At 72.8% G+C, this 26,696-nt stretch carries 26 protein-coding genes; 8 read left to right on the top strand and 18 right to left on the bottom strand.

What is annotated here, in order from left to right:
* The first annotated feature begins 20 nt into the window (after positions 1 to 20).
* Entirely contained in the window at positions 21 to 377 is a 357-nt protein-coding gene (locus AB0G01_RS26910) for an STAS domain-containing protein (protein WP_360950563.1), read from the top strand.
* A 126-nt stretch (positions 378 to 503) separates the two neighbouring features.
* On the opposite strand, the gene AB0G01_RS26905 is transcribed toward AB0G01_RS26910, so the two are convergent.
* From AB0G01_RS26905 to AB0G01_RS26895, 3 genes are all read right to left on the bottom strand, one after another.
* Positions 504 to 932 (bottom strand): nucleoside deaminase, encoded by a 429-nt coding sequence (locus AB0G01_RS26905; RefSeq protein WP_360951060.1) that lies wholly within the window; start codon positions 930 to 932, stop codon positions 504 to 506.
* A 53-nt stretch (positions 933 to 985) separates the two neighbouring features.
* Complete coding sequence (locus tag AB0G01_RS26900) at positions 986 to 1,765, bottom strand: GNAT family N-acetyltransferase (RefSeq protein ID WP_360950560.1); 780 nt, start codon at positions 1,763 to 1,765, stop codon at positions 986 to 988.
* A gap of 174 nt (positions 1,766 to 1,939) precedes the next feature.
* Positions 1,940 to 4,552 (bottom strand): CHAT domain-containing protein, encoded by a 2,613-nt coding sequence (locus AB0G01_RS26895; RefSeq protein WP_360950557.1) that lies wholly within the window; start codon positions 4,550 to 4,552, stop codon positions 1,940 to 1,942.
* A 77-nt stretch (positions 4,553 to 4,629) separates the two neighbouring features.
* On the opposite strand from AB0G01_RS26895, the gene AB0G01_RS26890 reads away from it, so the two are divergent.
* The 5 genes from AB0G01_RS26890 to AB0G01_RS26870 all read left to right on the top strand — a co-directional run bounded on the left by AB0G01_RS26890 (position 4,630) and on the right by AB0G01_RS26870 (position 10,015).
* The gene (locus AB0G01_RS26890) at positions 4,630 to 5,832 is read left to right on the top strand and encodes a S8 family serine peptidase (RefSeq protein ID WP_360950554.1); all 1,203 of its coding nucleotides are present in this window, start codon (positions 4,630 to 4,632) and stop codon (positions 5,830 to 5,832) included.
* 72 nt (positions 5,833 to 5,904) lie between these two features.
* Complete coding sequence (locus AB0G01_RS26885) at positions 5,905 to 6,540, top strand: sigma-70 family RNA polymerase sigma factor (RefSeq protein WP_360950551.1); 636 nt, start codon at positions 5,905 to 5,907, stop codon at positions 6,538 to 6,540.
* Positions 6,512 to 6,970 (top strand): hypothetical protein, encoded by a 459-nt coding sequence (locus AB0G01_RS26880; RefSeq protein WP_360950548.1) that lies wholly within the window; start codon positions 6,512 to 6,514, stop codon positions 6,968 to 6,970. Before AB0G01_RS26885 ends, AB0G01_RS26880 begins: the two co-directional genes overlap by 29 nt.
* 192 nt (positions 6,971 to 7,162) lie before the next feature.
* Positions 7,163 to 7,966 carry an SAM-dependent methyltransferase gene (locus AB0G01_RS26875; RefSeq protein WP_360950545.1) on the top strand — a complete coding sequence of 268 codons (804 nt, stop codon included), beginning with the start codon at positions 7,163 to 7,165 and terminating at the stop codon, positions 7,964 to 7,966.
* Positions 7,967 to 8,008: 42 nt separating this feature from the next.
* Positions 8,009 to 10,015, top strand: coding sequence for a diguanylate cyclase (locus AB0G01_RS26870; RefSeq protein ID WP_360950542.1), 2,007 nt, complete (start codon positions 8,009 to 8,011; stop codon positions 10,013 to 10,015).
* A 215-nt stretch (positions 10,016 to 10,230) separates the two neighbouring features.
* Here AB0G01_RS26870 and AB0G01_RS26865 read toward each other — a convergent pair whose 3' ends face one another.
* From AB0G01_RS26865 to AB0G01_RS26850, 4 genes are all read right to left on the bottom strand, one after another.
* Positions 10,231 to 10,821, bottom strand: coding sequence for an ATP/GTP-binding protein (locus AB0G01_RS26865; RefSeq protein WP_360950539.1), 591 nt, complete (start codon positions 10,819 to 10,821; stop codon positions 10,231 to 10,233).
* A 28-nt stretch (positions 10,822 to 10,849) separates the two neighbouring features.
* On the bottom strand, positions 10,850 to 11,272 hold the full coding sequence (locus tag AB0G01_RS26860; protein ID WP_360950536.1) for a roadblock/LC7 domain-containing protein: 423 nt from the start codon (positions 11,270 to 11,272) through the stop codon (positions 10,850 to 10,852).
* Entirely contained in the window at positions 11,269 to 14,325 is a 3,057-nt protein-coding gene (locus AB0G01_RS26855; protein ID WP_360950533.1) for a nitrate- and nitrite sensing domain-containing protein, read from the bottom strand. Before AB0G01_RS26855 ends, AB0G01_RS26860 begins: the two co-directional genes overlap by 4 nt.
* A gap of 321 nt (positions 14,326 to 14,646) precedes the next feature.
* On the bottom strand, positions 14,647 to 15,672 hold the full coding sequence (locus AB0G01_RS26850) for an ABC transporter substrate-binding protein (protein ID WP_360950529.1): 1,026 nt from the start codon (positions 15,670 to 15,672) through the stop codon (positions 14,647 to 14,649).
* A gap of 187 nt (positions 15,673 to 15,859) precedes the next feature.
* Here AB0G01_RS26850 and AB0G01_RS26845 point away from each other — a divergent pair, with 187 nt between their 5' ends.
* A complete protein-coding gene (locus tag AB0G01_RS26845) occupies positions 15,860 to 17,062 on the top strand; it encodes a 4-hydroxybenzoate 3-monooxygenase (protein ID WP_360950523.1) in 1,203 nt (400 codons plus the stop codon).
* Positions 17,063 to 17,147: 85 nt separating this feature from the next.
* On the opposite strand, the gene AB0G01_RS26840 is transcribed toward AB0G01_RS26845, so the two are convergent.
* The 11 genes from AB0G01_RS26840 to ald all read right to left on the bottom strand — a co-directional run bounded on the left by AB0G01_RS26840 (position 17,148) and on the right by ald (position 26,014).
* On the bottom strand, positions 17,148 to 18,032 hold the full coding sequence (locus AB0G01_RS26840) for an ABC transporter ATP-binding protein (protein ID WP_360950520.1): 885 nt from the start codon (positions 18,030 to 18,032) through the stop codon (positions 17,148 to 17,150).
* A 1-nt stretch (position 18,033) separates the two neighbouring features.
* On the bottom strand, positions 18,034 to 18,831 hold the full coding sequence (locus AB0G01_RS26835) for an ABC transporter permease (RefSeq protein ID WP_360950517.1): 798 nt from the start codon (positions 18,829 to 18,831) through the stop codon (positions 18,034 to 18,036).
* On the bottom strand, positions 18,828 to 19,598 hold the full coding sequence (locus AB0G01_RS26830) for an ABC transporter permease subunit (RefSeq protein ID WP_360950514.1): 771 nt from the start codon (positions 19,596 to 19,598) through the stop codon (positions 18,828 to 18,830). The genes AB0G01_RS26835 and AB0G01_RS26830 overlap by 4 nt, the downstream gene beginning before the upstream one ends.
* 402 nt (positions 19,599 to 20,000) lie before the next feature.
* Positions 20,001 to 20,741, bottom strand: coding sequence for a pseudouridine synthase (locus AB0G01_RS26825; protein ID WP_360950511.1), 741 nt, complete (start codon positions 20,739 to 20,741; stop codon positions 20,001 to 20,003).
* Entirely contained in the window at positions 20,734 to 21,492 is a 759-nt protein-coding gene (gene scpB, locus AB0G01_RS26820) for an SMC-Scp complex subunit ScpB (protein WP_360950508.1), read from the bottom strand. The genes AB0G01_RS26825 and scpB overlap by 8 nt, the downstream gene beginning before the upstream one ends.
* Positions 21,489 to 22,253, bottom strand: coding sequence for a segregation/condensation protein A (locus AB0G01_RS26815; RefSeq protein ID WP_360951057.1), 765 nt, complete (start codon positions 22,251 to 22,253; stop codon positions 21,489 to 21,491). Before AB0G01_RS26815 ends, scpB begins: the two co-directional genes overlap by 4 nt.
* A gap of 80 nt (positions 22,254 to 22,333) precedes the next feature.
* Positions 22,334 to 22,492 carry a hypothetical protein gene (locus AB0G01_RS26810; RefSeq protein WP_360950505.1) on the bottom strand — a complete coding sequence of 53 codons (159 nt, stop codon included), beginning with the start codon at positions 22,490 to 22,492 and terminating at the stop codon, positions 22,334 to 22,336.
* On the bottom strand, positions 22,489 to 23,313 hold the full coding sequence (locus AB0G01_RS26805; RefSeq protein ID WP_360951054.1) for an AAA family ATPase: 825 nt from the start codon (positions 23,311 to 23,313) through the stop codon (positions 22,489 to 22,491). Before AB0G01_RS26805 ends, AB0G01_RS26810 begins: the two co-directional genes overlap by 4 nt.
* Before the next feature lie 241 nt (positions 23,314 to 23,554).
* On the bottom strand, positions 23,555 to 23,875 hold the full coding sequence (locus AB0G01_RS26800) for a metalloregulator ArsR/SmtB family transcription factor (protein WP_360950502.1): 321 nt from the start codon (positions 23,873 to 23,875) through the stop codon (positions 23,555 to 23,557).
* 136 nt (positions 23,876 to 24,011) lie between these two features.
* Positions 24,012 to 24,908: a site-specific tyrosine recombinase XerD gene (xerD, locus tag AB0G01_RS26795; protein ID WP_360950499.1), complete on the bottom strand. Its 897-nt coding sequence runs from the start codon at positions 24,906 to 24,908 to the stop codon at positions 24,012 to 24,014.
* Positions 24,905 to 26,014 (bottom strand): alanine dehydrogenase, encoded by a 1,110-nt coding sequence (gene ald / locus AB0G01_RS26790; RefSeq protein ID WP_360950496.1) that lies wholly within the window; start codon positions 26,012 to 26,014, stop codon positions 24,905 to 24,907. The genes xerD and ald overlap by 4 nt, the downstream gene beginning before the upstream one ends.
* A 68-nt stretch (positions 26,015 to 26,082) precedes the next feature.
* Between ald and AB0G01_RS26785 the strand changes: the two genes are divergently transcribed.
* Positions 26,083 to 26,673, top strand: coding sequence for a DUF1707 domain-containing protein (locus tag AB0G01_RS26785; RefSeq protein WP_360950493.1), 591 nt, complete (start codon positions 26,083 to 26,085; stop codon positions 26,671 to 26,673).
* Positions 26,674 to 26,696: the final 23 nt, after the last annotated feature.

Raw genomic sequence — 26,696 nt, 5'->3', positions numbered from 1 at the left:
CGATGAGAGAGGAGACGGGCGTGCCAGAACCCTCGGCAGCACTCGCGTCCGTACAGGTGGACCAGTCGGACGGGGTGGTGGTGCTGCGCGTGTCCGGTGAGCTGGACGCGAGCAGCGCGGACGAACTGGCCAGGCCGCTGGCGAGCGCCCTGGTGACCGGGGTGCGGAGCGTGGTGGTCGACCTGACGCAAGTCCGGTTCCTCGGCTCTGCTGGTCTGGAGGCGCTGGTCACCGGCAGCAAGCGCGCGGAAGGACTCGGGGTGCCCCTGGTGCTGGTGGCCTCCGGTCGCGCGGTGCTGCGACCGATCGAGGCGACCGGGCTGACGGCGGTCTTCACCGTGGTGGGGACCGTGGAAGAGGCCCTCGGGCGGAACTGAGTCCGCTCCGGACAGCGGGGCGGCGGGTGGAGCGCGACTCCAGCCGCCGCCCCGTCGTGTTCCCGCGCCGTTCCCCGTCGGGTGTTCCGGGGCGGAGCGGTCCGCGCGGGTCAGTTCTGGCGAGGGTCAGTCCTGGCCGATGTCCTCGTACCACAGCTCCGGGCGGGCCGCGATGAACTCGGTCATCAGGCCCGTGCAGGTCGGGTCGTCCAGGAGGGTGATCTCCACGCCGTGCCCGGCCAGCCAGTCGTGGCCGCCGTGGAACGTGCGTGCCTCGCCGATCACCACGCGCGGGATGCGGAACTGGCGGACCAGGCCGGCGCAGTACCAGCACGGCGACAGCGTGGTGACCATGGTGGTGTCGCGGTAGGTGCGGCGGCGGCCGGCGGCCCGGAACGCGGCGGTCTCGGCGTGGGTGGACGCGTCACCGTCCTGGACCCGCCGGTTGTGGCCGCGACCGAGCAGCGCGCCGTGCGCGTCGAACAGCGCGGCCCCGATCGGGATGCCGCCCTCGGCCAGCCCGGACCGGGCTTCCTCCACCGCCACCGCGAGCATGTCCTGTGCGTCCACCCGCCCAACCTAACCCCGGCCGCACGGGCGGGAGCGGGTCACCGCCTGATCGCGTGCTCGGTGAAGTGGCCGACCGCGCGGAACCCGAGGCGGCCGTAGACGGGTTCGCCGTCCGCCGACGCCTGGAGGACCGCGATCCGGTGGCCCAGGGCGCGCGCGGTGTGCAGGGCGGCGAGGGTGATCGCGCCGCCGTGCCCCCGGCGGCGGTGCGCGGCGAGCGTGCAGATGTTGTAGACCCCGGCCACGCCGGCGTGCGGGAACACCTCGGCCGAGCAGACCGGGACGCCGTCCGCGTAGCCGACCAGGTAGCGCGCCGGACCCGCCAGGGCGCTCGCGGCGGTCGCGGCGTAGTACTCGCGGACGGTCGCGGCGGGCGGGGTCCAGTTCGCGGCCAGGACGGCGGCGTAGTCGGCCAGGCCGCCGCGCGTGGTCACCGGGCGGACGTCGAGGCCGGCGGGCTGCCGGACGTGGTCCAGCGGGGCCCACATCGCGGTTTCCCGCTCGGCCGGCGGGAACCCGGCGGCGGTGAGCCGGTCGGACAGGTCCGCCGGGGTCGACGCGGGGCCCACCCACCAGGAGAACGGGCGGTCGGGCAGGCCCGCGATCGTCTCGGCGATCCGCCGGTCGGCGGTGTCGGGGGTGCAGCGGGCGGCGGCGATGACGTTGAACGTGTCGTCGGCCAGGCCGCTGTCCGCGACCAGCAGGTCACCCGTCCCGGTGACGGTCGCGCCCGGCAGGCCGCGGTGCAGGTGGCACGCGTGCTCGGCGAGGTTCTGCTCCATCCGGAGGAGGAGGTCGTCCGCGGTGTCCGGGTCCACCGGCCCATCCCAGCACGCGGTACCGCGGACCGGCCGACCACCCGCCAGGTCGGCCCGGACGGCAAAGTCGGTTCAGGCAACCGAGTCGGTTCAGGCAACCGAGTCGGTTCAGGCGGCCGAGTCGGTCGGCCCGGTTCCTCGACCCGACGCGGTCATGGGGACCGGCCCGTCGGGCTACGCGCCGAAGCAGAGGAATCCCACGCTGGCCGCGAACTCGGCGTCACCGCCGTCCGCGTGGGCCCGCTGCGCACCCGCCAAGGCCACCGCCGGTTCCTGGCCCAGCCCCAACCGCCGGTGCAGGTCGACCATCAGCGGCGTGGTCACCTCGGCCGGTACCGGCACCACCGGTGCGACCAGGGTCCGGGTGCCCAGGCCGAGCAGCGCCGCGGTGAAGCCCATCAGCTCGTCACCGGGCCGCACCGCCGACAGGCCCGAGTCGCACGCCGACAGCACCACCCGCGCCGGCGGGGTGCGCAGGCGCTCCAGGTCGTAGACCGTCAGCGGGCCGTCCGCCAGCTCCAGCGCCGAGAACAGCGGGTTGTCCGCGCGGAACGAGCCGTGCGCGGCCACGTGCGCCAGCGGCGCGCCGTCCATCGCCGCCGCCACCGCGTCCACCGTCGCCGCGCCGCCGACCAACACCGACGCGTCACCCGCGAACGGCCTGATGGCCGCGATCTCGGTCGGCGCGGCGGGCAGGCGCGGCCCGGCCGCGAGCACCGACCGGTCGTGCGGCACCCGCGACGACGACGCCGCGCGCTGCCACACCGTCGCGGACGGCACGACGGTCACCGACCGGCCCCGGCACCCCGGCAGCGCCGACCACGGCAGGCCGCCGAGCCGGCCGGTGGGCGCGAGCACCAGCGGGCGCTCGTCCAGCCTGCGCCGCAACGGCAGCAGCAGCCGGCGCTCCAACAGGGACGCCGCGTGCTCCGCGCCCGCGCGCACCGCCGTGCGGTCCACGTGCTCGGGCAGCGTCACCAGCCGGTGCAGCGCGAAGCGCAGCAACCGGATCTCCCGCACCGCGCCATCCAGCGGCCCCAACCGGTGCAGGCTCGCCCGGCCGCCCGCCACCACCACGGCCAGCAGCGCGCCTTCGAAGTCGATGTACTCCACCAGCGCCGCGTCGCCCAGCGCCCACGCCAGGTCGCGCACCGCCGGCACCCGGTCGACCGCTCCCCCGCCGCTGGTCTGCCGGGTCAGCTCGCGCACCCGCTGCTCGCCGCGCAACTGCCGCTGCCGCAACGTCGCCGTGGGCTTGCCGGCCAGCAGCGCCAGGTCGATGTCGGAGGTCACCGCCCGCAGCTCGGCCAGCGCGTCGGCCAGCCCGGAGTCCTCCGGCGGGCGCGCGGGCGTCATCCGCATCGCCCCGGCCCGCCAGCTCTCCGCCCAGCTCAGCACCCGCCCGGCGTGCCCGCTCGCGACCGCCGCGCGCAGCCCCTCCAGCGCCAGCGCCTTGCCCTGCGCGCCGCTCAACGCGCGCAGTTCCGCCGCGCCCAGCGACACCCGGTACTCGTCGAGCAGCCCCAGTCCGCGCCGCAACGCGCTCTGCGCCCCGCGCGCGTTGCCCGCCAGGTCCCGCCGCAGCGCCTCGGCGTACCAGCCCTGCACGCGGTGCGCCGCCGGGCCGCCGCGCCGGGCCGCGCCGGCCGTGGTGAGCTCGACCAGCGCCCGCCGCTCGTCGCCGAGCTCGCGGGCGATCAGCGCGGCGTCCACCCGCGCCTCCAGGCCGGCCATCCGCCAGCCCAGCTCGTCCAGCCGGGACGCCACCCGGGTCATCGCGGTGCACAGCCCCCGCGACCGCTCGCCGCTGAGGTACGCGGCGCGCAGCTCCACGTGCCGCGCGCCGACCTCCCACACCTCGCGCTTCTCCCGGCGGAAACCCTTGCGCGCCAACACCGCCATCCGCACGGCCAGGTCGAGCTCGCCCTCCATCAGGGCGATCCGCGCCCGGTAGAACAACGCCTCGGACCGGGCCAGCACCAGGCTCTTGTCCAACTCCGACAGCGCCCGGTCGGCCGCCGCCCGCGCCTCCTCCAGCAGCGGCACCGACACCAGCAGCTCCAGCCGGTTGATCAGCAGCGCCGGGCGCGGCACCTCCAGCCGCCGGTACTCGCGCTCGGCCTCGGCGAACATGGTCAGCGCGCGCGGCACGTCGCCGGCGCGGGACGCCGAGATGCCCGCGTTCCACCGGACGTCCGCGACCGCCAGCTCCTGGTCCAGGTCCCGGTAGAGCACGGCGGCCCGGTCGAAGTCCTCGTCGGCCGCCCGCAGGCCGCCGGTGTAGGCGCGCAGCAGGCCCCGGTTGTTGCGGGCGCGGGCCTCGCCCAGCTTGTCGCCGTCGCGGCGGGCCGCCTCGATCGCCCAGTTGTACTCGCGCCGCGCCTCGTCGTACCGGCACAGGTAGTGCAGCACCAGGCCGCGCTGCATCCGCGCGTAGTCGGCGTCCACGCCGCGCAGCTCGGGCAGCGCCGCGTTGATCGTGCGCAGCGCCTCGGCGTGCCGCCCGGTGTTGGACAGCACGAACGCGAGGCTCACCCGCGCCAGCGCGGCGAGCCGGCCCGAACCCGCGTGCTCGGCGATCCGGACCGCCCGCCTCAGGTGCCGCAGAGCGCCCGCGAACTCGTGCAGCTCGCGCAGCGACAGGCCGATCGCGCGCTCGGCGGTGGAGGCCTCGCGCGCGTCGCCCGCCGCCCGCGCCGCCCGCAGCGCCGAACGGCCCATCTCTATCGCCGCGTGCGGATCCCGTTGCCGGGCTTCCAGCGCTGCGGCGGCGGAAGTCCCGGCCACGAACCACACTTTATTACCAAGAACGCTGTGGTAGCTTGATCAAGCTCAGCACCCGTCTACGCTGCTGTGAGGCCGTGGTGTCCGAATCGTCGAACCGCCCAGAGCTGTACGCGAGAGCGTTCGAGCAGGCGATCAAAGAGCACAAGAACCTGCGTGTGCACGCCGAGCGCGGCCGGGAATTCCTCTTCGTGGCGCGTGAGTTGTTGACCATTCCCGAGGACGTGACGAGGGTCGGTCGGAAGCTCGCCCAGAACGGGATCGCGAACGAGCGCGGCCGGGATTTCGCGGGCGTGGCCCGACTGGTGCTGCCGCGCAACCCCGACGACGTCCCGGCCATCGTCCGGCTGCTGCGCGACCCGCGCCAGTGGCCCGGCGAGCGGGTCCCGTTCGTGCAGCCGCACCACGCGGTGGTCGGCCACGGCGGCAACATGCACGGCCACCCGGGGCAGCCGCCGCACGTGGCCGGCCCGATCCCCGACCCGCCGGCGGGCTCGGGGGGCAGGGGCAAGGGCGTCGTCGTCGGCATCCTGGACACCGGCATCGCCGGGAGCGCGGCCACCGACCACCCGCTGTGGCTGGGTGGCGCGTACCTGCCCAGGGCCGACGAGGTCGACGCCGCGTACTCCGGCGGCGACGTGTTCGCGCTGGAGGGCGGGCACGGGACGTTCGTCGCGGGTGTGGTGCGGCAGGCCGCACCGGGCGTGCGGTTCGACCCGGAGAAGGCTCTGGACCCGTCCGGGCTGGGCACCGAGGAGGACTTCGCGCGGGCGCTGGGCTCCTTCGACGAGCGGGTGCAGATCGTCAACATCTCGCTGGGCTGCTTCACCCAGGACGACGTGGCCTCCGAGCCGATCCGCCGGGCGCTGGCGACGCTGCCGAAGACGACCGTGGTGGTCGCCTCGGCGGGCAACCAGGGCACCAACCGGCCGAGCTGGCCCGGCGCGCTGCCCGGCGTGGTCGGGGTGGCGGCGCTGGCCCAGGAGCGGGACGGCTCGCGCGCGCCGGCGTGCTACTCGAACTTCGGCCACTGGGTGGACGCGTGCGCGGTCGGCAACCGCACCAGCACCTACCTCAAGGGCAGGTGGGCGCTGCCCGGGGACCCGGTGGTGGACGTCTACGACCGGTTCGCCTACTGGCTGGGCACGTCGTTCGCCGCGCCGCACGTGTCCGGGCGGATCGCCGAGACCATGACCACGCACGGCCTGTCCGCCGAGGCCGCCCGCGACAAGCTGCTCACCGGACCGGCGTTCTTCCCCAACTACGGGGTTCTCGTGGACTAGGCGTATCTGGCGAGGACGCCCGCGCTCCGTAGTGTGTGGAAGCAACGAGGAGACCCGAGCCCAGGAGGGGCCGTGACCCCTGCATCTCCCATCGCCGCGCTGGTCGGTGCGGCGGCGCAGGGCGACCAACGGGCCTGGAACGAGATCGTGGACCGCTACACGCCGCTGGTGCTGTCGGTGATCTACAAGCACCGGTTGCGCCCGGCGGACGCGGCGGACGTGAACCAGACGCTGTGGCTGCGCCTCGTCGAGCAGATCGGCAAGCTGCGCGAGCCCGAAGCGCTGCCGGGCTGGATCTCCACCACCACCCGCAACGAGTGCCTGCGGATGCTGCGCATCCAGCAGCGCACCCAGCCGTACGACCCGCTGTCCGACGACGAGCCGGCCAGCCCGGTCGACGCGGTGGCGGACCTGGACGAGGAGATGGAGGCCGCGCAGCGCCGGCAGGCGTTGCGCGACGGCTTCCGGACGCTGACCGCGCAGTGCCGGGAGCTGCTGGCCAAGCTCATGGCCGACCCGCCGCCCAGCTACGCCGCGGTGAGCGAGGAGCTGGCGATGCCGGTCGGCAGCATCGGGCCGACCCGCATCCGGTGCCTGGAGAAGCTGCGCCGGACCCCCGAGGTGCTGCGGCACCTCGATCCCAGGCCGGTTCGCGGCGGTGTCGGAGGAGGTGTGCCCGGTGAGCGTTCCGGGGTGGGAAAGCGATGAGGTCCTGCTGAGGGACCTCGCCGAAGCGCTGGCCGAGGCGCGCGCCGTGCCCGCCGAGTTCGCCGAGGCGGCGCGGGCCGCGTTCGCGTGGCGCGACGTCGACGCCGAACTGATGCTGCTGACCAGCTACGACTCGATCCTGGACGCCGAACTGGCGGGCCGGGCGCGAGCCGCGCTGACCGCTCGGCAGTTGGTGTTCGACGCCGAGGGCATCTCCGTGCAGGTGGAGGTGACCGAGGTCGGCGTGGCCGGGCAGGTGCTGCCCGCGCGGACGGCCCGGGTCTCGCTGCTCACCGCGACCGGTCCGGTGGAGGACGCCGAACTGGACGAACTGGGGTGCTTCCTGCTCGGACCGCCCCCGGCGGGTCCGGTCCGGTTCCGCATCGAGACCGGCGGCACGACCGTCATGACCGACTGGGTCTGCGTCTAGCCCCGTCGCGATGCCTGCCCGTCGCGACGGGGCCCTTTCACGTCCGCTCCCGCCGATTCCATATTCCACCATCAGGCGAATTCCACGTCGGCCGGCCTTCACGGGCGGGTGATGCGGCTCCGCTTCCCGGCCGGGCGGCCCGGACCACCAGTACGGTGGTCGAAATTCTCTCCTCGGTGCGGAGGCGTGGTGGTGACCGATCGGGTGCGGTGGGCTCCGGCCTCGGTCGACGTCGGCACGCCCAGTTCCGCCCGCGTCTACGACTACCTGCTCGGCGGCGGGCACAACTTCGCCGCCGACCGGACGATGGCCGAGCGGCTCGCGGGCGTGCTGCCGGTGCGCGACATGGCCCGGCTCAACCGCTCCTACCTGCGGCGCGTGGTGGTGACGCTGGTGGAGGCGGGCATCACCCAGTTCCTCGACCTGGGTTCGGGCATCCCGACCGTGGGCAACGTGCACGAGGTGGCGCAGGACGCGAACCCGGAGTGCCGCGCGCTCTACGTGGACGTCGAACCGGTCGCCGTGACGCACGCCGAGCTGCTGCTGGCCGACAACCCGCGCGCGGCGGCGGTCCTGGCGGACCTGCGCGACCCCGACGCGGTGTTCGACGCGCCGCAGACCCGGCTGCTCGACTTCGACCGCCCGGTGGGGGTGCTCGCGATGAGCGTGCTGCACTTCGTGCCGGACTCCGACGACCCGTGGGGCGTGCTGGCGCGCTACCGGGACCGGCTCGCGCCGGGCAGCTACCTCGCGCTGTCGCACTTCACCTCGGACCTGATGCCGCGCGCGGCGGCGGCGGGCGCGGACCTCTTCGGGCAGGCGTCCGACCAGGTCACCCCGCGGTCCCGCGCGGCGGTGCTGGCCCTGATGGCGGGCTTCGACCTCGTCGAGCCCGGCCTGGTGCACACCCCCGAGTGGCGGCCGGAGGTGCCCGAGGACGTCCCGGAGGACCTGGGTCGCGCGAGCATGTACGCGGTGGTCGGCCGCAAGCCTTGACGTGGAGCCGGTCGGGTACGCAAGATTTGCGCACCTGATCTTATGCGACACCTCTCCGCGACGACCGATTCCGCACCGGGCGGGCAAGCCTCGGGAGCACCTCCCGAGGCCGGTGCCGCGCGCGCCGACGCGGTCGAGCGCTGGACCGGGGAACTCCTGGCCCGCACGACCGCGCCGCGCTCCCGCGCGAAGCTCCGCCGGCAGCTGGCCGAGCGCTGGGACGCGCTGGCGGCGCTGGTGGCCGCGCCCGGGTTCCAACCGGACGCGGCGACCGAGGTCGGCGAGTGGCTGGTGGCGACCGGGTTCACCGACCCGGCCGGGATCGGGTGCACGGTCGAGGTGGTGGGCGCGGCGTTCGCGGGGGCGGACCCGGTGCGGGTGGCCCGGGTGCTCGGCGCGATCGCCGCCGGGTACGCGAAGTCGGTGTGCGAGCGGGTGTCCGCCGAGCTGGAGGAGGACCGCGCGGCGCTGGCCGACACCCTGGAGCGGACCCGGCGGGACCTGCACGACAGCGAGGCCCGGTTCCGGCAGGTGTTCACCTCCTCCGACGCGGGCATCGCGATCTTCGACCTGTCCGGCGCGCTGCTGGAGGCGAACCCGGCGCTGACCCGGATGCTGGGCCACGCCGAGGACCGGCCGGGCGGTTCCGCCCACCCGGCGCTGGACCCGGCGGCGCTGTTCCCGCCGGGCGAGCTGGCCGCGCTGCGCTCCGCGTGGACGTCGGCGGGTGACGCGGACACCCGCGTCGAGCAGCAGTTCACCGGCCCGCAGGGCGATCCGGTGTGGGCGAACGTGGCGCTGTCCGTGGCGCGGGACGCGGCGGGGCGGCCGAAGTACCACGTCGCGGTGATCGAGGACGTCACCGAGCAGCGGATGCTGCGCGACTACCTGCGCCACCAGGCGTTGCACGACGTGCTGACCGGCCTGCCGAACCGGCAGAGCTTCCTGCCGAGGCTGGAGCGGGCGCTGGGCCGGCCGGGCTCGATCACGTTGTGCTACCTGGACGTGGACAGCGTGGCCATCGTCAACGACGGCATCGGCTACGAGGCCGGTGACGAGATGCTCCGCGTGGTGGCGCGGCGGTTGACCGCCGTGGTGGCCGGCGAGGACGCGACGGTCGCCCGGATCGGCGGCGACGAGTTCGTGGTGCTGATCGAGGACGGGCCGGGCACGCCGAGCATCTCCGCGCTGGCCGAGGCGATCGACCGGGAGCTGTCCGAGCCGGTCTACCTGTCCGGGCACGGCGTCGGCGTCACGGCGGGAATGGGTTTCGTGCGCACGTCGGCGCGCGACGGCGACGTGATGGCGCTGCTGCGCCAGGCGCACTCGACGCTGCGGCGCGCGGAGAGCGGCGGCAAGGGCCAGTGGGGCATCTACGACGCCGGCCAGGACGCCCGCGACCGGGGCAGGCTGGCGCTGATCGCGACCATGCCGGGCGCGCTGGAGAACGGCGAGATCGCCATCGACTACCGGCCGGTGGAGCGGGTCGCGGACGGCGGGCGGGTCGCCGTGGCGGCGCGGTTGCGCTGGGACGAACCGGAGTTCGGGGTCGTCGGCCACGAGGAGTGCCTGGACTTCGCGGACACGCTGGGGTTGAGCGGCCACTTAGGCGAGTGGCTGCTGGACGAGGCGTGCGCGTTCGCCGCGGTCGAGGGCGTGCCGGTGGTGGTGCGGCTGTCGGTCGACCAGTCGCGGGACCCGGACCTGGCGGCGGTGGTCGGGGACGCGCTGCGGACCTCCGGGCTGGACGCGGCGGCGCTGTGGGTGAGCCTGGACTCGGGCGGTCTGGCGGGCGGGCTGGACGTGGTGGAGGACAACCTGACCACGTTGTCGGACATGGGCGTCCGGCGGCTGCTGCACGGTTTCGACTGCGGGCTGCGGGAAGTGTCCCTGGTGGAGCGCCACCGGCTGCACGGCGTGGAGCTGGACGTGCCGCCGGGCGAGCCGCTGGCCCGGGAGGCGTTGGCGCTGCTGGTACCGCTGCTGCGGTCCACCGGCGCGCTGGTGGTCGGCGACGTCCCGGGAGCGGACCTCGCCGTGCGGTGGTGACCCGCGCTCCCGCGACTTCCCCGCCCCGGTGACCGGTGATCACCGCCCGGTGGTGATGATCTCCCGACTGTCCTCCGCGAACGCCGAGCGGTCCCCCTCAGCCGTAGCGGCCGGGCATCGCGTAGGCGGGGCCGAGGCCGCACCGGCTGCCGGGGTCCCGGACGCACCTCGGCGGGGTCGCGGGATCTCTCCCGCGACCCCGCCGAGGGGACGTGTCAGGCGAAGGTCGGCAGTCGCATCGCGTGCTGCACCAACGTGATCAGCGTCTGCTTGGTCGACTGCCGGTTGCGCGCGTCGCACGGCACGATCGGCACCGCCTGGTCGATGGTCAGCGCTTCCCGGATGTCCTCGATCCGGTGGTGCAGCAGGCCGTCGAAGCAGTTCACGCCGACCACGTACGGCAGCTCGCGGTCCTCGAAGAAGTCGATCGAGGCGAACGCGTCGGAGAGCCGCCGGGTGTCGACCAGCACGACCGCGCCGATCGCACCGCGCACCAGGTCGTCCCACATGAACCAGAAGCGGTGCTGCCCGGGTGTGCCGAACAGGTACAGGATGAGGTCCTGGTCCAGCGAGACCCGGCCGAAGTCCATGGCCACGGTGGTGGTCATCTTGTTCGGCGTGCTGGACAGGTCGTCGACCCCGACGCTGGCCTCGGTCATCACCGCCTCGGTGGTCAGCGGCACGATCTCCGACACCGAGCCGACGAACGTGGTCTTGCCGACGCCGAACCCGCCGGCGACCACGATCTTGGTCGACGTGACCGTCGGGCTCGGTGTGCCCGGCCCACCGGGAGCGCCACCGCTCATGTTGCTTCCGCTTTCCCTAGAAGAGGATCTAGCCACGCATCGCGACGTGCAGTTGGGACCGGATCTCCGGGGTGAGCTGCACGCCCACCCGCTCGACCAGTCGGGTCATGGCGTAGCCGATGAGGCCGATGTCGCAGTTGGGGGCGGCCAGCACGGCCAGGCACGAGCCGTCGCTGATCGACATCAGGAACAGGTAGCCCCGTTCCATCTCCACCACGGTCTGCTTCACGTCGCCCGCCTCGAAGCAGCGCGCCGCGCCGAGGTTGAGGCTGACCAGACCGGACGCCACGGCCGCGAGCTGCTCCGCGCGGTCGGTGGGGAGCCGTTCCGAGGACGCGAGCAACAGGCCGTCCGCGGAGACCACGATCGCGTGCGCCACGCCCGCGACGCGGCTCACGAAGTCGTCGACCAGCCAACTGAAGTTGTCCAGTTCCTCGGCTGCGGTGGTCACGTCTGCTCCTTGCCTTGGTTGCCGGGGGTGTCTCCGTCGTCGAACGGCGCGCCCTCCCAGGGCATCCCGTTCTCGTCGGCGGACTCGCGTCCCAGTTGGACGCCGCGCTGGTAGGTGGCGAACCGCTGGCGCAACCGGTCGGCGGAACGGCGCGGGGGTGCGGCGGTGGCCACGCCGGAGGCGGCCGGGCTCCCGTTGGCGGCCGGCGAACCGGGACGCTGCGGCGGTGCGCTGAGGGAACCGGGCATCAGGCGGGCGTTGGGCACCCGCTTCGGCAGCCCGGCGGTGGTGGTGTCGTCCACATCGGACTTGAGCACGTTGCCGGCGGCGGCCCAGCCGTCGTCGGCCGGACCCCAGCCGGCGGGGGTGGCGGCGGGCACCGGGGACGGCGCGGGCGCGCGCTTGGGCAGCCCGGCGGCGGTGGGCCGCGGGCTGACCCGCTCCACCTTCTCCGGCTGCTCGACCCGGTCCGCCCGCTCCGGCCGCTCGGCGTCGCCGATCAGGTCCGCGCGGTCGGTGTACAGGGTGGGCTCGGCCGACGGCTCCGGTCCGACCAGGTCGACCCGGTCGGCGAACATCGTCCGCTCGGCGGGCGACTCCGGTGGCACCTCGTCGGTGAGCTCGCCGTGCACCGCCGCCTCCGCTCCCTCGCCGCCCTGGAACCAGCGTGACAGCACGTCCTCGTAGATCGGCAGCCGCTGAGTGGACGCGTCGTCTTCCTCCACCACGATCGGCGGCGCTGCGACCGTGCCGGGGTAGGAGTAGTCGATCGCGCCTTGGACGGGCGGCACGGTCTCCCCGACGGTGGCGGTGAACAGGTCCGCCGCCGGGGTCTGCTCGACCTCGAAGAAGTTCGGGCCCTCGTCCTCCGGGGCGGTCACGACCTGCGGGTACGGCGCGGACTCGGCGGGAGCCGGGAACGGCGCGGGCGTCGCGTCCGGACCGGCGAACGACGCGGGGGCCTGGTCGGGCGTCCACTTCGGCACACCGGCCAGCACGCCGACCCCGCTGCCCTCCAGCTCCGGCGAGGCCGGGCGCTGCGGGAGCGCCGGCGCGGCGGGGCGGGCGGCCGGCTGCTCGGCACCTCGGTGCAGCAGGGACATGGGCAGCACGACCTGGGCGGTCACACCACCCTCTATGTCGTCGTTGTTGGTCAGCGTCACCCGGATCTCGTGCCGCTTGGCGAGCTGGCCGACCACGTACAGGCCCATCTCGCGGGCCACCGACACGTCGACCTCGGGCGGGTCGGCGAGCTTGACGTTGGCGTCGATGATGTCCTGCTCCTGCATGCCGACACCGCGGTCGTGGATGCGGATGGACACCTCGCCGCGCCGGGTCTCGATGGCCCGCACGGTCACCTTGGTGGTGGGCTTGGAGAACGCGGTCGCGTTGTCCAGCAGCTCGGCGATGAGGTGCGCGAGGTCGTTGACCACGCGGCCCTGCACCTTGAGCTCCGGCGCGGGGGCGACCTGCACGCGGGCGTACTTCTCCACCTCGGACACGGCCGCGCCGAGCACCTCGGAGATCGGCACCGGCCGGGTGACCCGGCGGTTGACCGTGGTGCCGGAGAGCACCAGCAGGTTCTCGCTGTTGCGGCGCATCTGGGTGGCCAGGTGGTCCAGCTCGAACAGGCTGGCGAGCTGGTCGGGGTCCTGCTCGTCCTGCTCCAGCCGGTCGATGACGGTGATCTGCCGCTCGACCAGCGCCTGGGAGCGGCGCGAGAGGTTGATGAACATGTCGTTGACGTTCGCGCGCAGCGCCACCTGCTCGACCGCGAGGCGGACGGCTTCGCGCTGCACGGCGTCGAACGCCCGCGCGACCTGCCCCACCTCCTCAGTGGTGTGGATCGGCACCGGCACCAGCGACTCCTCGGCGGCGCGGGCCGGGTCGCGGTGCGTCCGGATGCGCTGGATCGCCTCCGGCAGGCGGTTGCGGGCGACGTCCATCGCGGACCGGCGCAGCACGCGCAGCGGCGTGAGCATCGACCGGGCGACGAAGGCCATCAGGGCGAACGCGAGCAGCAGCGCCACGGCGACCAGCGCCGCGTCCCGCCAGGCGCTGCCGCGGGCCTCGTCGATGAGCGCCACGGACGCCTGGTCGGCCTGCTTCTCGATGTCCTGCGCGGTCGTCCGGTAGAGGGCGGCGGTCTCCTCGCCGACCCGCGTCACCTCCGCGTCGGAGATGGACACCTCGCCGGACTCCTCCTGCTGCACCAGCGCGAGCTGCACCAGCCGGCTGCGGGCGTCCACGGACGCGCCGGACACGGTGTCGGAGAACCGCTGGCGGTTCTCCTGGCTCGCGGTGTTGGCGAAGTCGGTCAGCGCCGCGTCCAACCGGGACTGGGCCGCGCGCAGGGCGTTGACCTGGCCCGGCGCGAACTCGCCGCGCTTCGCGGTGGACAGCAGGATGGCGTTCTGCAGGAAGAGCTGCTCTTTCGCGGTGTACAGCGCGAGGTTCGCACCGGAGAGCGGGGTGATCCGCTCGTCGCTGACGCTGCTCGCCGTGGCGCGGTGCACCTGGGCGAGGGAGCTGAGCACCTGGCCGTAGGCGCTGGACACCGAGATGTCGGGGTACTTCGTGGTCAGCGTGGTGTTGCGCAGCGCGGACAGGCCGTCCAGCGACTGGAGCGACTTGTCGAACGAGCCGCGCACGGTGTCGTCGATGCCCGAGGTGGACGCGGCGACGTCGCGGTACTTGTTGACCTCCTGGTCCACCCTCGCGGAGCGGGCCACGAGTTCGGCGCTGTTGTCCGCACGGCCGCCCGCGACGAACCACACCGCGGCGTCGCGTTCGAGCTGGAGCGCGTCGGACACGGCGGCGGCCTGGGCGGAGAGCTGGAGCTCGCGCTGCACCTTGCCGAACAGCTCGACCTCGTCGAGCTGGGTGCCGAGCCGCAGGCCCGCGAGGGCGAGCGTGCTCAGCGCGGGCACCAGGAGCACCACGGCGAGCTTGCTGCGCAGCCTCCAGTTGCGCAGACGCCACCGGGAGACCTCTCCGTCGGCGGGCGCGGTGGTGCCCGTGCTCGGACCCGATTCGGGTGGAACGGCATCCACCGTCTCGTCGGGTTCAATCCGCTCCGGTTCACTCCCGGAGGCGTGGTCGTCGTGACCGCGCACCGTCAGCACACTCCCCAGCCCCCCAGCCAGTTAACGACACGTCCTTGCAAACCCGGTGGATCTTGGTCGAAAATCCCCGGAAGTCATACCGCCGTTCGGACGAGGACGCCGGTATTTTGCAAATCAACCATTGTCCCGCACCGCCCGGCGCAGCGGGCTAAACACCCGCTAACCCGCATCACACCTTTTTCACGTGTAGGGCCTGAACGATAAACACCACCGCGGGGGAGCCCGTCACCGGGTTCCCCCGCGACGGGGTCAGCTACCCGACGCCTCCACCAGCATGGGCTTGACGTCGAAGTCCTTCTCCAGCAGGCCGTAGGTCCTCATCAGCGTCGCCACCCGTTGCAGGCGGGTCGCGTCGAGCGTGGTGGGGAACTCACCGAAGTGCACCAGGCTCGCGGTTTCCTTGTCGACCTTGGCGTACTCGACCAGCAGCGGCTCGACCGTGGGGCGGTCGGCCGCGTCGCGCTGGCCCTTGGTCATCGCGCGCTGGAACGCGGCGACGGTGTTGGGGTTCTCCTTGGCGAACTTGCCGGTCGTGCCGTAGCCCGCGACCGGGATGCCGTCCGTCGGGCCGGACGCGGCGTCGAGCACCGTGATCGCGCCGATCGCGCGCTGCGCCTTGCTGATGAACGGCTCCACCATGAACGCGGCGTCGACGGTCTTGTTCTGGACCGCCGCCTGCATGTCCGGGAAGGCGAACTCCTTGAAGGTCACCGACTTGGGGTCGACGTCGTTGGCCTCCAGGGTCGCCTTCGCGGTCAGCTCGGCGATGTTCCGGAACGTGTTGATCGCGATCGTCTTGCCGGCCAGGTCCTTCGGCGACTTGATGGCCGAGTCCGGGCCGGTCAGGATCAGGAACATCTCGGGCTTGGCCTGGTAGCCGTCGTTGATCAGCTTCAGGCCGTCCACGCCCTTGGCCATCTCCTTGGCCTCGGCGGCGAAGAACGAGACCCAGTTGCCGAAGGTGACGTCCAGCTCGCCGTTCACCAGGGCCGGGATCGCCGCGGCACCACCCTGGACCGTGACCGGCTCCACTTCCAGGCCCTCGTCCTTGAAGTAGCCCTTCTTGATCGCGACGTGCACCGAGGCGACGTCGAGGATCGGCAGCAGACCAAGCTTGATCTTGGCCTTCTCGACCTTGCCCGGAGCGGCGTTGCCGTCCGCCGGCTGGTCCGAGGAACCGCCGAGCAGACCACAGCCGGAGACCACGGCGAGCATCGCGAGTGCGGACAGACCGCCGATGATCCTTCTTGCCGAGAGGCCGACTCTACGAGTCATGGGGGGCATCTCCTGTTGGAGTGGCGACATTGCGGGGGCAGGATGCACGGGCGACGTGTGGTCGGTGCAGAACCACTCAAAGTGACTCCGGTGGTTCGGCAAGACCCCAGTCGACCGACTCTCGAAGGCTGATCCACTACCTTCGGTGAGCATCTTTGCACAGGCTGTCCAGAGGTTGGGGTACGCGGTGAGCGATCTTGATGGGGAATGGGCCGTACAGAGCAACCGCCGTCCGGTGGGGATCGTGGGCGCGGGACCGGCCGGACTGACCTTGGGGAACCTGCTCCAGCAGGCCGGAATCCCCTGCGTGGTGCTGGAACGGGGCACCCGCGAGCACGTCGAGACGCGTCCGCGCGCGGGGGTCATCGAGCACCGGGCGGTCCGGATGCTGGACCGGCACGGGCTGGCCGACCGGCTGCTGCGCGAAGCGGACCGGCACGGGGCCTGCGAGTTCCGGGTCGGCGGGCGGGCCTACGAAGTGGACTACTCGTCGCTCTACGACGGACAGACCCACTACGTCTACCCGCAGCAGGAAGTCGTCAAGGACCTGGTGGGCGCGTACGTGGCCGGTGGCGGCGACGTCCGGTTCAGCGTCACCGACGTCGAGCTGCACGACATCGAGAGCCGGGCACCGGCGCTGACCTGGACCTCCGCCGACGGCCGCGCCGAGCGGCTGGAGTGCTCCTTCATCGCCGGCGCGGACGGCTTCCACGGCGTGACCCGGCGCAGCATCCCGGCCGGTGCCCTCCAGGAGTTCTCCCACCAGCACGGCATCGAGTGGTTGTCGATCCTGGCCGAGGCCCCGCCGTCCACCCACAAGGTCATCTACGCGCTGCACCCCGACGGTTTCGCCGGCCACATGCTCCGCAGTTCGACGGTTTCCCGCTACTACCTCCAGGTCCCGGTCGACGACACCGTGGACAACTGGTCGGACGAACGGGTCTGGAGCGAGTTGCACAAGCGCTTCGCGCTGCACGACTCCGACTGGTCGTTGACCGAGGGCCGCATCGTCGAGAAGCGGATACTGGACATGCGCAGCCACGTGGTCGAACCGATGAACCACGGGAATCTCTACCTGCTCGGCGACGCCGCCCACATCATCACGCCCGTGGGCGCGAAGGGGATGAACCTCGCCCTGCACGACGCCGAGGTGCTGGCAGCCGCCCTGACCGGCTACCACCGGACCGGGGACGGGAAAGGGCTGGCGGAGTACTCGGACACCTGCCTGCGCCGGGTGTGGCGGGCCCAGGAGTTCTCGCAGTGGATGGTCTTCATGCTCCACCGGTCACCGGAACCGTTCCTCAGCCGATTGGGCCAGGCCAGGCTCGAACACCTCATCGGTTCCGGTTCGTCCGCCGGGTATTTCGCCCAAAACTACGTCGGCCCCTGAATACCGTTGCCGCACCTCGCGGCGGAGCACCGGAAAGGCGGGCGATTCCCGGGGAATCGCCCGCCCGCGGCGGGCGGGGAACGGGTCAGGAGGACGACGCGCGGTCCTGCGCCTCGGTGCGGGAGACCTCGGCGCGTTCCGCTTCCGCCCATTTCGCGGCGGACTGCTCGTCGGCCTTCCGGCGCGCCCGCACCTCCCCGGAGCTCTTCCCGACGTTGAGCAGCCGCGCCACCTCGGCGCGCAGCGCCACGAAGGCGTCGGACTCGCGCGTGGTGATCTGGTCGCGCGGCGCGGGCAACCGCACCGGCAGGTCCGCCACCACGGACGCGGGCGACCCGGACAGCACCAGGATGCGGTCCCCCAGGTACACGCTCTCGTCGATGTCGTGGGTGACCACCAGGACCGTCGTGTCGTGCTCGGCCTTCACCTTCAGCAGCAGGTCTTCCAGCTCGAACCGGGTCTGCGCGTCCACCGACGCGAAGGGCTCGTCCATCAGCAGCAGGGCGGGCCGGTAGGCCAGCGCCCGCGCGATCGCGACCCGCTGCTGCATGCCGCCGGAGAGCTGCCACGGGTACTTGCGGTGCGCCTTGGACAGTCCCACCCACTCCAGCGCCTCGGCGGCCCGTGCCCGGCGCGCGGCGCGCCCCAGCGAGCGCTTGAGCGGGAACTCCACGTTCTTCTGCACCGACAGCCACGGGAACAGCGAGCGGCTGTAGTCCTGGAACACCACGGCCAGGTCGTCGGGCACGCCGAGCACGGCGTTGCCGTGCAACGAGATCTCGCCCTTGGTCGGCCGGATCAGGCCGGAGATGGTGCGCAGCAGCGTGGACTTGCCGCAGCCGGACGGGCCGACCACGCAGACCAGCTCACCCGGCCCCACGGTGAACGAGAGGTCGGCGATGGCGGTGTGGGCACCGTCCTTCGCCTGGTAGGTATGGCCGAGATCGGCCACGGACAACATCGCGGTCATGTCAAGCCTCCACCGTCGCGGGGGTGCGCTCCCGCTTCGGCTGCCACGACAGGGCGCGGCGCTCGAAGGCGAGGAGCACGGTGTTGAGGGCGTAGCCGAGGACTCCCAGGAGGACGATCCCGGCCCACATGTCGGGGAAGTCGAACTCCCGCTGGGCGACGAGGAGTTGCGACCCGATCCCGTTGTCGGTACCGACCAGTTCCGAGACGACCATGAGCACCAGCGACAGCGACAGGCTGACCCGGAGCCCGGCGAAGATCTTCGGTGCGGCGGCCGGCAGGACGACACCGAGGACCCACTGGGCCTTCGGGATCCGGAACACCGCGGAGGTCTCGGACTTGGTCGCGTCGACGGAGCGCGCGCCGTCGACGCTGTTGAGCAGGATCGGCCACAGCACGCCGAACACGATCGTGGCGAGCTGCATCTGCGTGCCGACGCTGAAGACCAGCAGGAACACCGGCACCAGCGCGGGAGGGGGGATGGAGCGCAGGAACGTCAACAACGGCCCGGCGTACTGCATGGCCGTCGCGGAACGGCCGAGCGCCACGCCGAGCGAGATCCCGATCAGGGCGGCGATGCCCCACCCGGCCGACAGCCTGCCGAGGCTCGGGAGCACATGCTCGAACACCGTGTCGGTGAGGAACAGGTGGTTCGCGGGACCCGACAGCCACAGCGCCCACGCCGACTCGGCGATCTCGGTGGGACGCGGGAAGAACGGGTCGTCGGCGGCCAGGGTCAGCAGTTCCCAGACCACGACGAGGCCCGCGAACACCGCCCAGCGCTGGAAGAACCGGATCACGGCCGACCTCCGGTGACCGAGCTCCACGCGACCCAGCGGCGTTGCGCGCGCTCCAGGCCCTCGTTGACCGCGAACCCGATCACGCCCGCGACCACGGTCCCGGCGAGGACCAGGTCCATGCGGCCCGCGCCGCTGCGCGCGTTCATGATGAACTGCCCGAGCCCGCCGCCGGAGCCACCCGCCAGCAGTTCCACGCTGACCAGCACGACCAGGCAGGTCGTCGCGGCCAGCCGGATTCCGGTGAGGACGAACGGCAGGGAGCTGGGCAGCGCCACGGCGAACAGCACCCGCACCCGGCCGGTGCCGAACACCCGGGCCGTCTCCACGAGCAGGGGGTCCAGCTCGTCGAGCGCGTAGATCGTGTTGAACAGGATGGGCCACACCGCCGCGTACACGGCGAGCGTGATCTTCATCTCCGGCCCGATGCCGAGCACCAGGATGGCCAGCGGGATCAGCGCCACGGACGGGATCGGCCGCAGGAACTCCACCACCGCGCGGGTCGCGTGCCGCACCGCGGGGACGCTGCCCAGCACCAGTCCCAAGGGGACGGCGATGCCGGTGGACAGTCCTACCGCGATCAGCAGCGCCAACACGGTCGCGACCACGTCCCGTAAGAACGCCTGCTCGCCCAGCAGCCCGGCTAACTCGACCCCCACCACGGAGGCGGGCGGCAGGTACTCCGCGGGAACCAGCCGTGACCGGCCGAACAGCTCCCAGATGACGAGGAACCCGGCCACACCGAGCAGTCCTCGGGTGAGCGCACGCACGCGCAACGCCTACTTCCAGTTGATCAACCTCAGCCGAACGCAGGCTCAATCTAGAGAGTCGGCACCCGCCGCGACAATGCGTGCACGAGAAATTACTGTCACGAATGTTCACCGGTCCCGGCCCCGGCGGGCGACGGTCGCCGGGGCCGCGCGGCGGGTCGCCGAGGGTCGCAGCGGGCTGAACGGCAGGTCGGGGAAGTGCGCGCGCGCCACCCGGCCGCGGTCAGGCGGGGTGGGCGGTGGCCCGGATCGGCGGTGGGCGGCGGTGGTCCAGCGGGCGTCCTGCCGGCACTGGACAACGCCGGATGCCGTACCCGGGAAGGTGACCCGGCAGAGGCGGTCGGGCGGGGATGGCCGGTCGGGGGGCGGGGGCGTCCGGTCGCACCGGACGCCCCCGGCGGATCAGAGCCCGACGGCCTTGTAGAGGGAGCCGACTTCCTGGCGGTTGAGCACCCGCATCGAGCCGGGGCGCTGGTTGCCCAGCAGCACCTCGCCCACCGCCGTCCGCACCAGGTGGTCCACCGGGTGACCGACCGCTTCGAGCAGCCGGCGCACGATGTGCTTGCGGCCCTCGTGGATTACGACCTGCACCAGCGCCCGGCCGGGCGCGGAGGAGACCAGCTTGAACGAGTCGACCTTGATCGGCCCGTCCTCCAGCTCGATGCCCGCCCGCAACCGCTTGCCGACGTCCTTCGCGACCGGGCCCGGCACCTCGGCCAGGTAGGTCTTGGACACGCCGTAGGACGGGTGCATCAGGCGGTGCGCCAGGTCGCCGTCGTTGGTCAGCAGCAGCAGGCCTTCGGTGTCCGCGTCCAGCCGGCCGACGTGGAAGAGCCGCTCCTTGCGGTTGGCCAGGTAGTCGCCGACGCACGGGCGGTGCGTCTCGTCGTGCATCGTGGACAGCACGCCGCGCGGCTTGTTCAGCACCAGCGTGACCACGTCGTCCTTGAGCACCACGCGCACGCCGTCGACGTGCACCACCGCCGTCTCCGGGTCGATCCGGCGGCCCTGCTCGCGGACCACCTCGCCGTCGACCTGGACGCGGCCCAGGTCGATCAACTCCTCGGCCACACGTCGAGAGGCGATACCCGCCTTGGCGAGCACCTTCTGGAGCCGAATCCCTTCGGGTCCCTGGTCAGACATCGTCGATCGCATCCACTTCGGGCAACAGGGGGGCGATCGGCGGCAGGTCGTCCAGTGACGACAGCCCCAACCGCTCCAGGAACAGTTCGGTCGTGCGGTACAGGAGACCACCGGTGTCGGCGTCGGTACCCGTCTCGGCGATGAGCCCGCGCGCGACCAGCGTGCGGATCACCCCGTCGACGTTCACCCCGCGCACCGCCGCGATCCGCGCCCGGGTCACGGGCTGCCGGTAGGCGATGACGGCGAGGGTCTCCAGGGCGGCTCGGGTGAGCTTGGCCCGCTGCCCGTCGAGCAGCAGCTTCTCCACGAACGGCGCGAAGCGGTCCCGCGTGTAGAACCGCCAGCCGTCGCCGATTCTACGCAGGTCGATACCGCTGCGCCGCTCGGTGTACCGGGCGGCGAGCGCGTGCAGCGCCTTCGTGACGCGCCTCACGGGCTGCTCGAACACGCCGGCGAGCTGCTTCTCGTCGATCGGGGAGTCCACGACGAGCAGCACGGATTCCAGCGCGCCCTCGAACTCCCGGTCGTCGGTGAGGTCGGGCAGGCCCTCCACCGGCTCGGGTCCCGCCTCGTCCGCCGCGTCGGCGGCCACCGGCGCGGGGAACAAGCCGTCGTCCACCGCCCGGTCGACCGCGGCCCGCTCGGCTGCCCGGCCGGCGGCGGCGAGGTCGGCGGCGGTCCGGTCGGCGGCGGTCCGGTCGGCGGACGGCTCGGCGGCCGTCCGCCCGGCTGTGGTTCCCGGCTCGGTCACCCGTACTCCTCGTCCTCGTCCCGGGCCTGCGCCCCGGCGTCCTCGACCTCGCCGCCGACCCACGTGATCCGCAGCTCGCCCAGCGGGTCGGGCTGGTCGAACGCCAGCGCCTTCTCCCGGTACAGCTCCAGCAGCGCGAGGAACCGGGCCACGACCTCCATCGTCTCGGTGCACCCGGCCACCACCTCGGCGAAGGTCATGGTCCCGCGCTCGGCGAGCAGCGCGCGCAGCAGCCCGGCGTGCTCGCGCACCGAGACCCGGTGCTGGTGGACGTGGTCGGTGGAGATCGTGCGGACCGGCCGGGGCCGGAACACGGCGGCCGCGATCTCGGCGAACCGCCGGGCGTCCACCCCGAGCATCACCTCGGGCAACAGCCCCTCGTACCGCTCCTCCAGCGCCACCGAGCGGGGGTAGCGCCGGTACGCGCCCTGCTCCAGCTCCCCGAACAGCGCCGCGACCTGCTTGTACGCCCGGTACTGCAACAGCCGCGCGAAGAGCAGGTCCCGCGCCTCCAGCAGCGCCAGGTCGTCCTCGTCCTCCACGTCGCCGGCGGGCAGCAGCCGGGCCGCCTTGAGGTCGAGCAGGGTGGCCGCGATGACCAGGAACTCGGTCGTCTCGTCGAGGTCCCAGCCGTCGCCCAGCGCCCGGATGTAGACGATGAAGTCGTCGGTGACCTGGTGCAACGCCACCTCGGTGACGTCCAGGGTGTGCTGCGAGATGAGCTGGAGCAGCAGGTCGAACGGACCCTCGAAGTTCGTCAGCTTGACCTTGAAGCGCCCGTCCGCGACGGGCTCGTCGGCGGGTGGTCGGGCAGGGGTCCCGGCGACTGGTCGACCGCCGGTCACCGCTCGCGCAACCCGCGGACCAGCAGCGAGTCCCCGCCGTGCGCCGGCGTGAGCAGCTCCTCGTCCGACGGCCGCGCGGGCCCGGCGTCGAAGGCCGGCGGGCCGGTGCGGCGGACCAGCTCGGCCGCGCCCGGCAGCGAGGGGCGACGGGTCACCGGGCGATCACCTCGCGCGCCAGTGCGCGGTAGGCCTTCGCGCCCGCCGAGCGGGGTGCCCACCGGGTGATCGGCTCGCCGGCGACGGTCGTCTCCGGGAACCGGACGGTGCGGTTGATCACCGTGTCGAACACGACCTCGCCGAACGCCTCGACCACCCGCGCCATCACCTCGCGGGAGTGCAGGGTGCGCGGGTCGTACATGGTGGCGAGGATGCCGGTGATCTCCAGCTTGGGGTTCAACCGCTCCCTGACCTTCTCGATGGTGTCTATCAGCAGGGCCACGCCGCGCAGGCTGAAGAATTCGCACTCCAGCGGGATGAGGACGCCGTCCGCCGCCGCCAGCGCGTTGACCGTGAGCAGCCCGAGCGAGGGCTGGCAGTCGACCAGCACGTAGTCGTAGTGCTCGATGACCGGCCGCAGGGTGCGCACCAGGGTGTGCTCGCGCCCCACCTCGGACACGAGCTGGATCTCCGCCGCCGACAGGTCGATGTTGCTGGGCAGCAGGTCCATGCCCTCGACGGTGGTCTGCATGATCACGTCGCGGACCGTCACGTTGCGTTCCATGATCACGTTGTAGATGGTCTGGTCGAGCTGGTGCGGGTGCACGCCCAGGCCCACCGACAGCGCGCCCTGCGGGTCGAAGTCCACCAGCAGCACGCGCCGGCCGTACTCGGTCAGCGCCGCGCCCAGGTTGATCGTGGACGTGGTCTTGCCGACCCCGCCCTTCTGGTTGCAGACGGCCAGGATCTTCGCCGGGCCGTGGTGGGCGATCAGGGGCGGCTCGGCCACCAACCGCAGCGGTCGTCCGGTGGGGCCCATCTCGCCCGCCGACTGCTCGGTGGCTTCCTCGTCGTTCGGTGCGGCGTGCGGGGCGAGGCTCAGTTCGACCGACGCCCTCGGCACACCGGACGGTGGTGCGGGCGGCGGAGATCCGCCCCACGGGCCCGTGTGTTCCGGTGTCGACATCGCCTTCCCGATTCCTAGTCCTCTGCCTGGGCGCAGCCTAGGCACACCGCCGGACCCCGGCAACGCGCCTCGCCGCACCGCGGGCGAGCAGTTCTCAACGGACGGCGGCGCTGCGATCAGCGGCCCTGAGCACCACGTCGAGCAGCCCCGGGAACAGCGCGTCGAGGTCGTCGCGGCGCAGCGAGACCCACCGCTGGTTGCCGCACGCCCTGGTCCGGGTGAGACCCGCCTCGCGCAGCACCCGCAGGTGCTGGGACAGCGTCGACTTGGCGACGTCCACCGCGAGCGCGCCGCAGCAGCGCTCACCGTCGGCGTCGACCTGGAGGACGACGGCCAGCCGGGTGGGGTCGCTCAGCGCGTGCAGCACCGCGCACAGCCCGATGTCGGTGGGCTCCGGCTCGTCGATGTTCGGCACCGGCACGGCTCCTCCAGCTTGTCGCGTCCGGGGTGGGGTGGTGTCGTAGGTGGTCGGCCGCAGGATGTCACCCCCCGTGAACGTCACCCGAAAGGCTGACGTCCAAGTGGGTTGCCCCACAGTACCCGTGGGAGCCTCACGTTCCTCCGGTCGCTCGGGGGTGGGCGGTCGCGTAGACCTCGCGCAGCGTGTTGACCGTGACCAGGGTGTAGACCTGGGTGGTGGTCACCGAGGCGTGGCCCAGCAGTTCCTGCACCACCCGCACGTCCGCGCCGCCTTCGAGCAGGTGGGTGGCGAACGAGTGCCGCAGGGTGTGCGGCGAGACCTCGGCGGTGATGCCCGCCCGTTCCGCCGCCGTCTTGAGCACCTGCCACGCCGTCTGCCGGGACAGCCGGCCGCCCCGGGCGTTGAGGAACAGCGCGGGCGTGCCGCGCTTCACCAGGGTCGGGCGGGCCCGCACCAGGTAGGACTCCAGCGCGGCCAGCGCCGGGCGGCCCACCGGCACCAACCGCTGCTTGCCGCCCTTGCCGTCGAGCAGCACGGTCCGCTCGGTGGTGTCCACGTCGTCCACGTCCAGGCCCACCACCTCGGAGATCCGCGCGCCGCTGGAGTACAGCAGTTCCAGCAGGGCGCGGTCGCGCAGCGTGCCGGGCACGTCCAGCAGCCGCAGCACGTCGTCCACCGGCAGCGCCTTGGGCAGCCGCCGTGGCGGGGTGGGCGGGCGCACGGCGCGCGCCGGGTCGTCCGGCACCAGACCTTCGAGGTGGGCGAACCTGTGCAGCCCGCGCACCGCGACCAGGGTGCGCGCGGCCGACGACTCGGCCAGCCCGGCCTCGCGCAGGCCCGCCAGGAAGTCGCCCACCAGCGCCTCGGTCACGCCGGCGAGCCGCTCCACGCCGTGGGCGTCCAGGTGCCCGGCGTACCGGCGCAGGTCGCGGGTGTAGGAGTCGAGCGTGTTGCGGGACGTGCCGCGCTCCACCGCCAGGTGGTTCAGGAACGCCGTGATCGCGTCCCGCGCGGTGGGCTCGCTCACAGTTGCGCCAGCGGCACGTGCGGCAGGTTGTGCGCCCTGGCCACCTCGGCCCGCACGATCGTGCCGCGCACCGCGTTCACGCCCCTGGCCAGTGCCGGGTCGTCCGCCACGGCCCGCCGAAAACCCTTGTCCGCCAATGCGATCACATAGGGCAGTGTGACGTTCGCGAGCGCCCACGTCGAGGTGTGCGGCACCGCGCCGGGCATGTTGGCGACGCAGTAGAACAGCGAGCCGTGCACCGGGAACGTCGGGTCGTCGTGCGTGGTGGGGCGCGAGTCGGCGAAGCAGCCGCCCTGGTCGATCGCGAGGTCCACCAGCACCGAACCGGGCCGCATGGTCGACACCAGGTGGTTGTCCACCAGGCGCGGTGCCCGCGCGCCGGGCACCAGCACCGCGCCGATCACCAGGTCGGCCCACCGGCACGCCTTCTCGACCTCGTAGGCGTTGCTCGCCACGGTCCGCAGGCTCCCCCGGTAGGCGACGTCGAGCTGCCGCAGCCGGTCGACGTCGGTGTCCAGCACGACCACGTCGGCCCGGAGCCCGAGCGCGATCGCGGCGGCGTTGCGCCCGGCCACCCCCGCGCCGAGCACCGCGACCTTGCCCGCCGGGACGCCCGGGACGCCGCCGAGCAGCACGCCGCGCCCGCCCTCGTTGCGCTCCAGGCAGTGCGCGCCGACCTGGGCGGCCATCCGCCCGGCGACCTCGCTCATCGGGGCGAGCAGCGGCAGCGAGCCGTCGGCGAGCTGCACGGTCTCGTAGGCGATGGCGTCGATGCCGGACGTGACGACCGCGCGGGTGCACCCGGCGTCCGCGGCCAGGTGCAGGTAGGTGAACAAGACCTGGCCGGGCCGCATCCGGTGGTACTCCTCGGCGACCGGCTCCTTGACCTTGAGGACCAGCTCGGCCGAACCCCACACGTCGTCCGCGCCGGGCACGACGTGCGCGCCGGCGGCGGCGTACTCGACGTCCGGGATGGAACTCCCCCGCCCCGCACCGGCCTCCACCAGCACCCGGTGGCCGCGCCGGGCGAGCTCGACCACGCCCGCCGGGGTGATCGCGACCCGGTGTTCCTGGTTCTTCAGCTCCCGAGGGATTCCGACCAGCACCAGGTCAGCGTAGGTCGACCGGCGGGTTCCGGCTGAACGGCGCGGCGCGGGCTGTTAGCGTTCGAGGTGTGTCGGAACCCCACCAGGTGCGCATCGGCAACCAGCAGCGCGAAGCGGCCATCAGCGCGCTCAACGACCACTTCGCGGCGGGCCGCCTGGAGATCGGCGAGTACGAGCAGCGGGTCGGCTACGCGACGTCCGCCGAGACCGCCGCCGAGCTCATGGCCCTGTTCCACGACCTGCCGCAGCCGCACCCCCAGTTGCAGCCCCCGCCGCAGACCTACTACGCACCACCGACCGACTACGCCACCCCGCCGCCCGGGTACACCGCGCCCGGGTTCGCGAACCCGGGGTACGCGGCTCCGGGGTACGGGGCCCCGGACCCCGGCTACGGCGTGCCGCCGGGCTTCGCCCCGAACGCGCCGTTCGGCATCGACCCGCTGACCGGGCAACCGCTGTCGGACAAGTCGCGCATCGCGGCCGGCGTGCTGCAACTGGTGCTGCCGTTCGGCATCGGGCGGTTCTACATCGGCGACACCGGGATCGGCGTCGCACAACTGCTGACCTGCGGCGGGTGCGGGATCTGGTCGTTGATCGACGGAATCATCCTGCTGGTCAACGGCGGCACCGACGGCCAGGGCCGCAAGCTGCGCGACTAGCGCCGAGATTCACGCGACCGGGT

Origin of the sequence: Actinosynnema sp. NPDC023587 (genome assembly GCF_040640215.1) — a bacterium.
GTDB lineage: Bacteria > Actinomycetota > Actinomycetes > Mycobacteriales > Pseudonocardiaceae > Actinosynnema.
This window is presented reverse-complemented; position numbering and strand designations above follow the sequence as displayed.

What these genes read in the sequence shown, in the direction of transcription:
- AB0G01_RS26905 (WP_360951060.1), bottom strand. Translation starts at nt 932, where the DNA reads ATGCTCGCGGTGGCGGTGGAGGAAGCCCGGTCCGGGCTGGCCGAGGGC.
- AB0G01_RS26870 (WP_360950542.1), top strand. Translation starts at nt 8,009, where the DNA reads ATGCGACACCTCTCCGCGACGACCGATTCCGCACCGGGCGGGCAAGCC.
- AB0G01_RS26865 (WP_360950539.1), bottom strand. Translation starts at nt 10,821, where the DNA reads ATGAGCGGTGGCGCTCCCGGTGGGCCGGGCACACCGAGCCCGACGGTC.
- AB0G01_RS26850 (WP_360950529.1), bottom strand. Translation starts at nt 15,672, where the DNA reads ATGACTCGTAGAGTCGGCCTCTCGGCAAGAAGGATCATCGGCGGTCTG.
- AB0G01_RS26840 (WP_360950520.1), bottom strand. Translation starts at nt 18,032, where the DNA reads ATGACCGCGATGTTGTCCGTGGCCGATCTCGGCCATACCTACCAGGCG.
- AB0G01_RS26825 (WP_360950511.1), bottom strand. Translation starts at nt 20,741, where the DNA reads ATGTCTGACCAGGGACCCGAAGGGATTCGGCTCCAGAAGGTGCTCGCC.
- AB0G01_RS26805 (WP_360951054.1), bottom strand. Translation starts at nt 23,313, where the DNA reads ATGGGCCCCACCGGACGACCGCTGCGGTTGGTGGCCGAGCCGCCCCTG.